Origin of the sequence: Nocardia sp. NPDC052001 (genome assembly GCF_040680615.1) — a bacterium.
Taxonomy (GTDB): domain Bacteria; phylum Actinomycetota; class Actinomycetes; order Mycobacteriales; family Mycobacteriaceae; genus Nocardia.
Genome location: NZ_JBFAXC010000008.1, coordinates 195,702 through 207,837 on the forward strand (window position 1 = coordinate 195,702; position 12,136 = coordinate 207,837).

Here is a 12,136-nt window from a genome sequence, read left to right on the forward strand (position 1 = left end):
TCCCAATCGGTGTGTGCGTTGCTGACAGCAGCGGGAGCCCGACAGGGGCCATCAGCCTGGTATCGGCAGTCCCAGGACGCTCAGGCGACTGGTTGATCTCCCCGCGCCGCGTGAATCTAGAGCCATGACAACCACACTCATTACCGGTGCGAACAAGGGACTGGGATTCGAGACCGCTCGTCGCCTGATTGAGGCCGGGCACATCGTGTATGTCGGCAGCCGTGACGCTGAACGCGGGCAGAGGGCCGCGGCGGAGTTGGGTGCGCGGTCGGTGCTGCTGGATGTCACCGATGACGCGTCGGTGCAGGCGGCGGCCAAGCGTATTGACGCCGAGGGTGGTGTTGATGTGCTGATCAACAACGCGGGCATCGATGTGGAAGGCAACGGCGTGCTCGAGGTCGGTGAGATCACCGCCGACATGATGCGAGAAGTGTTCGATACCAACGTCTTCGGGGTGGTCCGAGTACTGCACGCGTTCCTGCCGTTGCTGCATCGATCCGCCGCGCCGGTGGTGGTCAATGTCAGCAGTTCGCTGGCCTCGCTGACCCGCAGCACCACGCCGGGGACCAAGGCGTTCGACTATCCCGGACTTTCGTATCCGGCGTCGAAGACCGCGGTGAACCGGCTCACGGTGCAGTACGCGAAAGCCTTGCCGCAGATGCGGATCAACGCGGTCGAACCCGGCTATACCGCCACCGACCTCAACGCCCACGCGGGCACCCAGACCGTGGCCCAGGGTGCGGAGATCATCGTGCGCATGGCGCAGGTGGCTCCGGATGGTCCGACCGGTGGCTATTACGACAGCGCCGGATCCCTGCCCTGGTAACCAGGACGGGGATCCGGTGGGCGGTCCGATCGGTCAGTGTTCCTGTGCCGCGGCCTGTTCGGGGAGTCCGAACGCCGCGCCGAAGGACACCACGGTCAGTGCGATCGCTACGCCGGTGACCGATCGCATCGCGGTCAATGCGACCTCGGGGCTGTCGCCGAGGGCGAATTGGCTGAAGAACAGCGTGCCCAATGCCGCCACCCCGAGCGCGGCGGCGCCCTGCTGGAACGATTCCAAAAGTCCGGAGGCCGAACCGATTTCGTGATCCTCGAGCTCTCCGACGATGATTCCGAACAGCGGTACGAAGATCATGCCCATGCCGAGCCCGTAGAGCGTGAGCGCCGGTGCCAAGGCCAGTGGTGCGGGCGCGCTGGCGGCACCGAACTGCACGAACAGGATGAGCAATCCGAGCAGCATGCTCGTGAGTCCGATGTGCAGCACCTTGCGGCCGAGCTTGGGGGCCAGCCCCGCCCCGACGCCGGAGCCCAGGAACGCGCCGATCGCCCAGGGCGCCATCGTGATACTGGCGCGCAGCGCGCCGTACCCGAGACCCATTTGCAGGTAGAGCCCGACCACCAGGGAGAACCCGCCGATGCCGCCGAAGAACACGGTGACGAAGCCGATGCCGGAGGTGTACGAACGCTTGGCGAACACGCTGGTCTCGATGAGCGCGACCCGACCGCTGCCCGAGCGGCGCATCTGATCGCGGGTGAACAGCGCGAGCACCGGAACACTGGCGACCAGCATCGCCGAAGTCCACCACGGCCAACCCAATTCGCGTCCCTCCACCAGCGGGTAGAGCAGCAGCGCCATACCGGTGCCGACGATGAGCGCGCCCCGCAGATCCAGGGTGAGCCCGGGCATCGGGGCCGCCGCGGGCAGGATCCAGATACCGAGCGCCAGCGCGATCGCCCCGAGCGGCAGGTTCATCAGGAAGATCGAGCGCCATCCGGTGCCGAGGAGATCGGCGTCGATGAGCAGTCCGGCGACAATGGGCCCCGCGATGGTGGCGACGCCGATGAGCGGGCCGAAAGCCGCGTAGGCCTTACCGAATTCGCGGCCGAACAGATCGCGGATGAGTCCGAAGCACTGCGGCACCATGACCGCGGCGAACAGCCCCTGGGTGATGCGCCCGATCAGCAGCATCTCGATCGAGACCGCGAATCCGCAGAGCACCGAGGCGATCAGGAATCCGATCAGCCCGACCACCAGGACGCGCTTGCGACCGTACATATCGCCCAGGCGGCCGCCGGTGAGCAGTCCGATCGCCATGGCCAGGGTGTATCCGGCGCTGAGCCATTGCAGGGTGGCGACCGAACCGCCGAGGTCACCGCGGATGGCGGGTGCGGCGACATTGACGATGCTTGCATCGAGCAGGTTGAGCAGGGTGGCGGCCAGAATCGCGAGCAGGCCCAGCCACCGGCGCGGCAGGGGTGCGGTCGAATCGCCTGGGGCGGTGGGGGCGTGGAGGGCCGGTTGTTCGGCGATGGCGGTCACGGGTGACTCCTTGAAGAGTTGCTGTGAACTAGAACGGAATGATCTGTTCCGTTATTGAAGCAGATCATTCCGTTCCGTTCAAGTGCTGTGGATCAGGCGAAGTCGCCGCGATGATCGGCCACCCACCGCGCATAGCTACGCGGTGCGTGCCCGGTCAGGTCCTCGACCACCGAATTGACCTCTGCGGGTTTGCCCACCGTGGCCGCCATCAGATCGAACAGGGCGTTGATGAACGCCGGATCCATGAACCGCGCCATCTGCTCGCGCACGGGCGCATCGTCCAGCTCCTCGAAAACCAGTGGGCGACCGAGGATTTCGCCGAGCACCGCGACCTGCTCGACCTGGGTGAGCGATTGCGGCCCGGTCAGATCCAAACTCCGGCCCGCGTATCCACCGCCCAGCACCGCCGAAACCACCTCGGCCACATCGTCTTCGTGGATCACCGACGCGGTGGCCTGCCCGTAGGCCGCGCGAATCACATCCCCGCCCGCCAACTGCATGGCGAACGAGAGCGAGTTGATCGCCGGGAACAGCAGCCGCAGGAACGTCCACTCGATTCCGGACTCCTCGATCGCGCGCTCCACATCACGGTGATACTGCGCGATCACATCGGGCTGGCGCTCGGCACCGTCCACCACCGCACCCGAGGACAGGAACACGATGCGCTGCACGCCCGCGCGACGGGCAGCGGAAAGCAGTGGCGCGACATCCATCTGATACGGCAGCACCAGGAAGATCGCGCTCACCCCGGCCAGCGCGATATTCAGTGACTCCGCATCGGTGAGATCGCCCGCCGCCACCTGCGCGCCCGCGGGCAATCCCGCCGATTCCGGTCGGCGGGTCAGCGCCCGCACCGGATGCCCGGCGCTCAGCAATGCGTCCACGGCCTGACGGCCGAAATGGGCGGTTGCGCCGACTACCAAGAACATTGGCATTTCCCTTCATCCCCGCGCGGTCCTGAGCGGACCGCGTCCGATACCGCAAACTGTATGGTCCGATCTGCGGACATCGCGGTGTCAAAGAACGTCAGGTGGGGGACCTGGGACGCCATGCTCGAGCGGCTCCGGTCGACGGTCGAAGCCCCTGGGAGAGTGGGTTACTCGGCGAAACGCAGCAGGGTCAGGGACGGGCGCAGTGCGTGACCGAGCGGGGTGTTCGCGGCCCGGCGCATGAGCGGAGAACCCCAGCGCCCACGACCCGGAGGCGGGATAAGGTCATGGGAGGCAACAACTCCCGGGATCATTCGGGGAAGTCGCCGAGCCTGGCGCGGGCTCTGACTCGTCGGCATCGGCGGGGCGGTGTAGCGGGGGCTCAAACGCACCTTGCCGCGCATGGTCATGGCACTGAATACGCGCGGGATGGAGTCGTAGATCAGGACACCGCCCGGGAAATGCTCGGCCAGATCGGCGATCAGCCGATGGACCTCGGGGGTTGGCAGGTACATGAACAGGCCCTCCGCGGTGATCACCGCGGGCCCGCGCGGCACCTCCGCGAACCAGGATCGATCCAGCGCCGAGCGTGCCAGTCGCGTGATGCCCGGTGCGGGTGGCAGTAGGCGTTCCTGCGCGGCGATCATCTCCGGCAGATCGATCGAGAACCAGGCGACCTCGGGTGCGCCCACACGCCAATACGTGGTCTGCAAACCTTCGCCGAGTGCCACCACCGGCCCGGCCGGATGGAATGCGAGGAAGTCGGTGATCTGCTCGTCGATCACCATCGCGCGCAGGGAATGCACCTGGCTGGGCGGGCCGAACCGGTCGAAATCCTCAGCGGCCAGGGCACGGTAGAGGCTAATCGACTCATCGTCGGTATAGACCGAATCCGGGCGCAATGCTTCCTCGGCGCGGTTACGCAGGGTCCACAGCGCCGTTTCAGGCACCCCGGACAATTGGGTGTGTGTCATCGGTCTGTCCCTGCAGTGTCGTGGTCACCGGTGAAGGCCAGCAGCGCTGCGGCCGTGCGGGCCGGATCCTCGAGATTGGGGGAGTGGCCCACGCCCGGTAGCAGCACCACCGTCGTATCGGGCACGACGCGGTACTCGACCGTGAAGGCGGAATCGAATCTGGTGTCGTCCTCGCCGAAGATGACCAGTAGCGGTTTGCCCAGGGGCGCAAGGCGTTCGGGGAGCGAACGCTCGTCGATATAGGCAAGATTGGCCTGCGACGCGGCGGCGAACACGACCGGATCGATATCGCGGAACTGATCCACGTACTCCTGCGGGATCTCATAGTCCGGGCTGAAGCCCGAGCGCATCAGCTCACGGAACTGATCATCGGAGAGCTCCGACCACGGCTTCGACACCGCAGGCAGCAGCGGGTCCAGATAGGCGCGCATATGCGGCCCGAAATCCATGACAACCACCGCGCTCACCAGATCCGGTCGGAGCTCGGCCAGCGCCGTGGCCACCGCACTGCCACTGGAATGACCCACGGCGACAACCTTTTCGACCCCGAGCCGATCCAGCGCTGCCGCGACCCGGTGTGCCTGATCCGGAACGCTATAGCCCACAGCGCCCAGCCCGGCCGATTCGCCGCATCCGAGCAAGTCCACTCGAATGGCCCGATGTGACCCGGTGAGCAGCGGGACCATCGGATCCCATGACCGCCCCGACGCGGCCGTGCCGTGGATCAGCAGCAGCGCCGGGGCATCGCGCGGCCCGTCCTGAGTGACATGGAGTTCACTACCGTCCGAGGGCCGATCCGACTCCCGAGTCCCTCGTAAGTTATTGCCGGAAACAGTCATACCTGAACTGTCGCTTGCGAGGGATGCCGGTGGATTGGACAAATGTTCCCTACCGTCCGAATAAGCGCCCGCGCTCGCTGATCGGTCGGTAATGGCGGCCACGGGATTCGGTTGGTCGACGTGGCGGTCACGGGGTTCGGTTGCATAGCATGGCGAAATGGGGTTCGGTGCACCCGTGCAGGACGATGCGATGCTGTGGGACATCGCCTGCCCACCCCGGCCCAGTCGACTGCCCGGAGTTGCCATGGCTGGCTTCCTCGACCGCGGCCGCACCCCACCCGACCTACGCCTGATCCCGCACCCGGCGGTCACCCTGCTGCTGGTCCTGGGCGGCACGATCGCCGTGGAAGACACTGCCGGACAACGGCATCGGGGCAGCTTCGTCATCGGCCCCGGATTCGGTGACGTGCTGCGCGCCCTGGAGGTGCAGGTCGCCGACTGCCTCCAAATACGCCTGCCCCCGATGATCGCGAGCGCGATACTGGGTCCGGCAGCAGCCGACCTCGATCACTCCGTCGTCCCACTCGACGCCCTCCTCGGTTCCGAGGCGGACCGAATATGCCAGCAGCTCAACAGCTTCCGGTCCTGGGATGAGCGCTTCGTCTGGGTCGACGCCTGGCTCACCCGCCGCTATCTGGCCACCACATCCCGGATACAGCCCGAGGTGATGTGGGCCTGGCAGCGCATCGCCTCCGGACGCGGCATCATCCGAATCGAGCCCCTGGCAACCGAACTCGGCTGGACCCGCAAACGCCTCTGGTCGCGATTCCACGCCCAACTCGGCCTGACTCCCAAACGCGCCGCCACCCTCATCCGCTTCGACCACGCCGTCCACAGCCTGGTCGCGGGCCGCCCGCCCGCCGAGGTCGCCGCCGACACCGGCTACACCGACCAATCCCACCTGCACCGCGAGATCCGCGCCTTCACCGGACTGACCCCCGCGACCGTGGTCGACGAACCATTCCTCGCCGTCGACAGCACCGCCTGGGGGTGGCCCGAACGCATCCCATCGTCGACAGCGCCACGTGGGTCGGCCGGGCAGCGCCTCTAACCGCCGATCCTGTCCCGCATCGCATCCAGCACCGTCGTGCCCAGGGGAGTGAGCGAGCCCGCCGATTCCAGCAATGCGACACCCTCGATAGTGAGTGCCCGAACCTCGGCGTGCCGCTGCTCGGCCGCCGCAGCGCCGGATTCGGACGCGATGGCGCGACGTACCTCCCAGAAATCGGTCAGAGCCAGATGGGCGTACGTGCTGTGCAACAGTCCCTCGATCGGGCGCGGATGCGAGAAGCACGGCGGGTGATACCGCGGTTCGATATCGTCACGGTCGTACAACTCGAAGGCGTCCATCATCGCCCCGAGCTTCACATGCTGGAACTCGTGCACCAGCAGCTCCGCCAGCGACTGCGCGTTCAGATCCCGCGCCGCGATTCCCACCGCGCCGAAAGCCGATCTGGCCGACGCGCTTCGGTCCACGGGACCGTCGGGACGCAGTGGCAGGATGGTGCGCAGGCCCTCGCGCAGGCCGGGCAGATACGCGGGCAGATGAGTGTCGATGAAATCGATCGCGCCCGTGAAAGCATCCTGCCAGCGCGCCGCCTCGGCCTCGCTCAATCGGCCGGTCGGCTCGATCTCACTGCCGGCGTAGGGGAGTGCACGATAGGGATCGATATCCTCCAGCGTCACACTCATATCCCTGTGAGTCAGCGTGCGTACCGGCTCATCCAGTTCGACCCTGCCGGTATCGACCCACACCCGCTCCCCGGTGGCATGGAGCGCGCCGAACATCGGCAGCGGTGCCGAACCATCGCGAACCGGCACCGATAGGCGCATATCCACACCGGCGAGCATCGCCGCACTCGCCGTGACCGCCTCCAGGTGATGGACATCCGCCGCGACGAACTCCCCGCGACTGATGTTCTCCAACAACGCCGATGCCCACACCCGGGTGTACGGATGCGCGAGCACCCGTGCGACCGCATCGGGAGCCGCAGCGTCCAAGCCCACCAGCACATTCCACGCGGCGGTGAAACGCGCGTCATCGTGCGGGCCGAAACCGCCTACCGCGGACAACAATTCGCGCTGCACCGACGCCTGCGCCCGCACCAGCCAGCGCACCGACTCCGCATCACCGAAACCCGCTGCCAGCTGGATGAATTGGGCTTCGGGCAGACTATGCGTTGACGTCATCACGCACCTGCACCCGCTCCTCGAACGCCGCCCGATGCGCCCGCGCCGCGGCAACGGCCGCGCGCTCGGCCTCGGCGTCGACCGGCTCGTCCAGCCAGGGGCGCACGGTCGCGCTCATCCCCTCGGCGAACCGCTCGCCCAACGGGGTCAGCGATCCCGAACCCTGGAGCTGGCGAATCGCCTCCGCGGTCATCATGCGCCAGCGCACGAACTCACGCTCGGACGCCTGCCGCTGCGCTCCCTCGGCCACCGTCCGATGCACCCGCCAGAAATCGGTCACCCCGATATGGGCGTACGTGCCCTGCAACAGTCCCTCGATCGGGCGGGGATCCGGCCGCCACGGCGCGTAATAGCGCGGCGCGGTATCGGCGCGATCGAACAGCGCGAACATATCGAGGATCGCGCCCATCTTCACGTGCTGGAACTCGTGGATCAACGGCAGCGCCGCCGAGACCAGCGACTGCCGCAGTGCGATCCCGACCGCGCCGAACGCCGCACGCATGGACGCGCTTCGGTCGTAGCTCTCCTCCGGCTCCATCGGCATCACCGCGCGCAGACCCGTGCGCAAGCCGGGTGCGTAGCGGGGGAGATGCGCGTCGAGGAAATCGATACCCGCGGCGAACGCGGCCTGCCACCGTCGCGCCTCGGCATCGTCGAGCCGATCCGCGGCGAAGGTATGACCGATACGGTACGGGTCGGTGTCCTCGAGCGGGACGCTCAGACCGGTGGCGGTCAGGCGGCGCAGCGGCTGAATCAGATCCAAGCCCTCGACCGAACCCGTCTCGATCCACACCTGATCTTCCGCACCCGCTTTCACCGCACCGAAGGTCGGCAGCGGCGCGACACCATCGCGCACCGGAATCGGCAACCGCAGATCCCGGCCCGCGTGCAGAGCCGCACTCGCGGCGACCGCCTGCAGATGACGCACATCCGCCGCCGCCGGCTCACCCGCGCTCACCCCCTCCAACAGGGCAGTGGCCCACACCCGCGTGTACGGATGCGCGAGCACCGTGGCCACCGCATCGGGGGCCGAGGCATCCAGCGAAACCAGTACATCCCAAGCGGCAGTGAACTTCTCGTCCTTCTGCGGCCCGAACCTGCCTACCCCGGCCAGCAATTCACGCTGTAGCGACGATTGCGCCTGCGCGAGCCAATCGATCGTGGCGGCATCGCCGAAACCCGCTGCCAGCTGGTCGAATTGATCATCGGACAGGCTGTGCGCCTGTGCGGGAGCCTCATGCGCGGAGGTCTGCGCGCCACCCCTGCCCGCGGCGACTTCTGACTCAGCCACGTGATCGATCATCTCCTTCAAATCCGAGCAGTAAACCGAGGGATTGTCGAAACCGGCGCCCGGCCGGTACCGATCCGGATAAAAACCGCCACCGCACACCTGCACCACCGAACAGGACTGGCAGACCGCGCTCACGCCATCGATACCGTCGCGGCGCACCGTGACGCCCGGCAGCACAGCGGCCTCGTCGAGACTGTTGTCGAAGACATTGAGCCCGGTCGCGGCCGCGCCCTCGAACGCGGTCTTGAGCGAATCCACCTGCTCCAGTGAGCCATCGGTCTCGATGACCAACAGATCCACCTGATCCAGGCCGATCGCCTCGGCGGAACTGGGGCGGCCGTACATGGCCGCGATCACCGATTCGAAGGTGCGCAGCGGAATCGGGCGGCCGTCGGCGTTCCAGGCATCGAAGACCGCGATGAGCCATTGGGCGTACTCGCCACCACCCTGCGTCGGGTTGTCGGGATCGCGTCGAGATCGCAAGCCGGGCGGCTGATGCTCCCAATTCGAGTGCGGCATAATCAAATCCATGCGCGGCGGGTCCTGCTCCAGCAGCCCGCGATACACCGCGATCGGGTCATTGGCGATATCCACCGTGCACAGCAGGCCGGAGAACAGCGCCCGATACTGCGGCCTGCGTAGCAATTCCAGGCTCTTGCTCACCTGGTCATAACTGCTGCGGCCATTGCGATACAGCCGGTGCCGGTCATTGGCGGTGCGATCACCGTCCAGTGAAACACCAACTCGCACATTGTATTCGGTGAAAAGATCAAGAAACGCCGGGCTGAGCAGAATCCCATTGGTGTGGATGTGCAGATTCAGCCGGGCCACCGGAGCGATGGCCGCGTGCAGCGCGGCGAGGAACTCCCGGGTGCGATCGACGCCGAGCAGCAGCGGTTCGCCGCCGTGCAGCACAATCGCGACTTCGGAAAGCTGATGTGCCGCAGCATGTTCGGCGATACGAAACGCAATCCGGGTGGCCGTCTCCGGGGCCAGCCCCATCGGACGGCCACGCCAGGATTGGTCGGCGTGCTCGTACATGTAGCAGTAGTCGCACGCCAAATCACACCGGCTATGCACCTTGATCACAAACTGACGAAAAGGAAGCGGTTTACGGTTCACGGGATAGCCGGTGCGCTGGGTCAAATCACATCATCGCGGAACTGAACGAGATGCCGGTAGTGGAGGAGTGGGCCAGATTCGACAGCAGTTCGGGCAGGCTCTGCCCCGACAGCTGCCCCAACGGCGCATCCCGCAGATCGGTTACGGCGGACACCACGGCACGGTCATTCGTGTTCATAAGGGATCTTCCAATCAATCGAAAACTATTGTCGTGCAAGCCAAATGCTACGCAATTGTCGTCGAGCGGCCTTCCCGTCGATGGGAGCCGCGCCGCGCAGTAGATCAAAAAATGGAAATATGCGCATCTAACGATGTATCTCGGCCGAGTCGGCGGCTGACTCAGGCTGAACCCGAAGGTTCGACTAAAGGCGGCCCATTGGAAAGGGGCGGTCGCGCGCCACCTGGCCGCAGTGGCGGGCCGGTGGGGGAGCGATGGAGCGAATCAGCTCTTCGATCTGATCGTCGGTGAAGATGCCGGGGAGAGTGAGGTTGTCCAAGATCAGCCCGTTGACTACGAGGTAGGTGATGACGGCGTTCGCGTCGTCGGGCACAGTCGTGTCGAGCTCGGCGCGGACTCGTTCGGTGATCAAGGCTTGCAGGCCGGGCCTGCGCGTGGCTTCCAGTCGGAGCTCGAGGAATGCGAGATAGCTACTGCGAGAGTCGAGTACGTGGCCGCATGCGATCTGTGCGAGCAGTTCATCGCGGTTGGCGAAGTAGTTCGAGGCGGTACCTCGGGGGACCCGCGCCTGTTCGTCGACCGCGCGAAAGGTCAACCCCCGAGCGCCTTTTGCGGCCAGGACCTCGATCGACGCATCCAGTAGGGCTTGTCGGCGTATCCGGTTGTGACGAACCACTTGACACCACTCCAGTCGTAGTACTATCTTCAAATCACTTCATGCAGAGTACTACAGCGGAGGCGGTTTGCATTGCGAAATCTTGTCTACTACGTGGCGGTCTCCCTCGACGGCTACATCGCAGGCCCGCAGGGCGAATTCGACTTCTACCCGGTCAGCGCGGACCAGTCCGAATGGATCAACGCGCGGTACCCGGAGTCGGTCCCGGCCCACATCCGCGGACACTTCGGCATGCCGCTCGATACCCCGAACAGGGAATGGGACACCGTCCTGATGGGCCGCGGCACGTACGAACCGGGTCTCGCGGCCGGAATCGTCAGCCCCTACCCGCACCTGAAGCAGTACGTCTTCACCCGCACCCTCGCGCCGGCGGACTATCCGCAAGTGGAGATCATCGACGGTGACCCCGCCAAGGTCGTCGCAGAACTGAAACAGCAAGAGGGCCTGGGCATCTGGCTCTGCGGCGGCGGCAACCTGGCGGGCCAACTCCTCGAGGAGATCGACCAATTGATCATCAAGACCTACCCGGTCGTCGCGGGCAACGGCATCCGCGCCTTCGACGGCGCCTTCCAACCCACCCGTTTCCAGGTCACCGAACGCCGTGAATTCGACAACGGCTGCCAGATCACCTGGCTCAACCGAGTCTGATCACTTCTGCTTGCCCCCACATGCGAACATCTCGAAAGGCAGTGCCCCACATGCGAAACCAGCGCCGTACCTTCCCTATTCAGAACAAGCAGCAGCCCTTCGCCCGGCCGCTGCCGCCGCGCACCATCCCCAATACGAACGTCGGATTCCCGCGCCACGGCCGTTCCGGCGCACGGTAGCCGCGCAGCTCATCAGAGTGCGTGGAATCAGTACTCTAGCAACAGCTTTGACGATCGGTGCTCCCCATCTCAGGGAATGGTCTGGGATGGGGAGATTGATAGCGTCGCGCTCGATCTGTCCCAAAGATACTGACAAGGAATGTCGTGGCGCCCGAACCGATCCCGAAGACCATTCTCTGGACGGATCCCAAACATCTGCCGGAGGCGGTGAACGGGGTCTTCACCGCCGCCGGCGATCTGTTCGCGCCTCTGCAACGGGCCGACACGTTGGAGCCGGAAGTGTTCGGCGACCTGCTCTTTCAGGTGCGGAACTTCCATGCCGAGATGAACACGCTGATGGACGACGCCTCAACGGACACTGAGGAACTGGGCATATCCATCACCGCGAGTCTGGAGTCGTACGGCGTCAGTGACGTGGGCGGTGGCGGCTCGATCGCCGCCGCGGGCGGCACTGCGCCCCCGGCAATCGATGGAACAGCCTCGGTGCCGGGCGTGACGATCCCCGCGCCCGATGTACCGAGTGTGACGGCACCGGTACCCGATGCGCTGGACCCGGTGGTCGTCCCGCCGTCCCAATAGCCGAGGGGGAGCAATGGCGGTGGTCTGGAACTCCGGACATGTCGAGCTGTTGAAATCGCTACTGGATCAACTCGATCAGATGGCGGGTGATCACTGCACCTCTGATCAGTTGACGGCGGTGATCAAGCTGTCGTCGCCTTTTCAGCGGCCGCGCGGGCAGCCGAGCTCGCTACGTGACCAGGCGAAGAAATATAAGTCGCAGGCCTAG

The 12,136-nt window shown here is 65.7% G+C and carries 13 protein-coding genes; 5 read left to right on the forward strand and 8 right to left on the reverse strand.

What is annotated here, in order from left to right; translation table 11 throughout:
• Positions 1–124: 124 nt before the first annotated feature.
• Entirely contained in the window at positions 125–826 is a 702-nt protein-coding gene (locus tag AB0L82_RS32315) for an SDR family NAD(P)-dependent oxidoreductase (protein ID WP_364644872.1), read from the forward strand.
• A gap of 33 nt (positions 827–859) precedes the next feature.
• Here the strand turns inward: AB0L82_RS32315 and AB0L82_RS32320 are convergent, their stop codons facing one another.
• The 4 genes from AB0L82_RS32320 to AB0L82_RS32335 all read right to left on the reverse strand — a co-directional run bounded on the left by AB0L82_RS32320 (position 860) and on the right by AB0L82_RS32335 (position 5,065).
• Entirely contained in the window at positions 860–2,323 is a 1,464-nt protein-coding gene (locus AB0L82_RS32320) for an MFS transporter (RefSeq protein ID WP_364644875.1), read from the reverse strand.
• Positions 2,324–2,415: 92 nt separating this feature from the next.
• The gene (locus tag AB0L82_RS32325; RefSeq protein WP_364644879.1) at positions 2,416–3,252 is read right to left on the reverse strand and encodes an NAD(P)H-binding protein; all 837 of its coding nucleotides are present in this window, start codon (positions 3,250–3,252) and stop codon (positions 2,416–2,418) included.
• Between the two features lie 167 nt (positions 3,253–3,419).
• Positions 3,420–4,226 (reverse strand): class I SAM-dependent methyltransferase, encoded by an 807-nt coding sequence (locus AB0L82_RS32330; RefSeq protein WP_364644882.1) that lies wholly within the window; start codon positions 4,224–4,226, stop codon positions 3,420–3,422.
• A complete protein-coding gene (locus tag AB0L82_RS32335) occupies positions 4,223–5,065 on the reverse strand; it encodes an alpha/beta hydrolase (RefSeq protein WP_364644885.1) in 843 nt (280 codons plus the stop codon). The genes AB0L82_RS32330 and AB0L82_RS32335 overlap by 4 nt, the downstream gene beginning before the upstream one ends.
• A 157-nt stretch (positions 5,066–5,222) precedes the next feature.
• Between AB0L82_RS32335 and AB0L82_RS32340 the strand changes: the two genes are divergently transcribed.
• On the forward strand, positions 5,223–6,116 hold the full coding sequence (locus tag AB0L82_RS32340) for a helix-turn-helix domain-containing protein (RefSeq protein ID WP_364644888.1): 894 nt from the start codon (positions 5,223–5,225) through the stop codon (positions 6,114–6,116).
• Here the strand turns inward: AB0L82_RS32340 and AB0L82_RS32345 are convergent.
• The 4 genes from AB0L82_RS32345 to AB0L82_RS32360 all read right to left on the reverse strand — a co-directional run bounded on the left by AB0L82_RS32345 (position 6,113) and on the right by AB0L82_RS32360 (position 10,522).
• Positions 6,113–7,255 carry an HEXXH motif domain-containing protein gene (locus AB0L82_RS32345; RefSeq protein ID WP_364644890.1) on the reverse strand — a complete coding sequence of 381 codons (1,143 nt, stop codon included), beginning with the start codon at positions 7,253–7,255 and terminating at the stop codon, positions 6,113–6,115. The genes AB0L82_RS32340 and AB0L82_RS32345 overlap by 4 nt on opposite strands.
• Entirely contained in the window at positions 7,239–9,635 is a 2,397-nt protein-coding gene (locus AB0L82_RS32350; RefSeq protein ID WP_364644893.1) for an FxsB family cyclophane-forming radical SAM/SPASM peptide maturase, read from the reverse strand. The genes AB0L82_RS32345 and AB0L82_RS32350 overlap by 17 nt, the downstream gene beginning before the upstream one ends.
• Positions 9,636–9,693: 58 nt before the next feature.
• Positions 9,694–9,846: a hypothetical protein gene (locus tag AB0L82_RS32355; RefSeq protein WP_330179446.1), complete on the reverse strand. Its 153-nt coding sequence runs from the start codon at positions 9,844–9,846 to the stop codon at positions 9,694–9,696.
• Between the two features lie 184 nt (positions 9,847–10,030).
• On the reverse strand, positions 10,031–10,522 hold the full coding sequence (locus AB0L82_RS32360) for a TetR family transcriptional regulator (RefSeq protein ID WP_364644897.1): 492 nt from the start codon (positions 10,520–10,522) through the stop codon (positions 10,031–10,033).
• A 72-nt stretch (positions 10,523–10,594) separates the two neighbouring features.
• On the opposite strand from AB0L82_RS32360, the gene AB0L82_RS32365 reads away from it, so the two are divergent.
• From AB0L82_RS32365 to AB0L82_RS32375, 3 genes are all read left to right on the forward strand, one after another.
• Positions 10,595–11,170 (forward strand): dihydrofolate reductase family protein, encoded by a 576-nt coding sequence (locus AB0L82_RS32365; RefSeq protein WP_364644900.1) that lies wholly within the window; start codon positions 10,595–10,597, stop codon positions 11,168–11,170.
• Positions 11,171–11,493: 323 nt separating this feature from the next.
• Positions 11,494–11,928: a hypothetical protein gene (locus tag AB0L82_RS32370; protein WP_364644903.1), complete on the forward strand. Its 435-nt coding sequence runs from the start codon at positions 11,494–11,496 to the stop codon at positions 11,926–11,928.
• A 13-nt stretch (positions 11,929–11,941) separates the two neighbouring features.
• Complete coding sequence (locus AB0L82_RS32375; protein ID WP_364644906.1) at positions 11,942–12,136, forward strand: hypothetical protein; 195 nt, start codon at positions 11,942–11,944, stop codon at positions 12,134–12,136.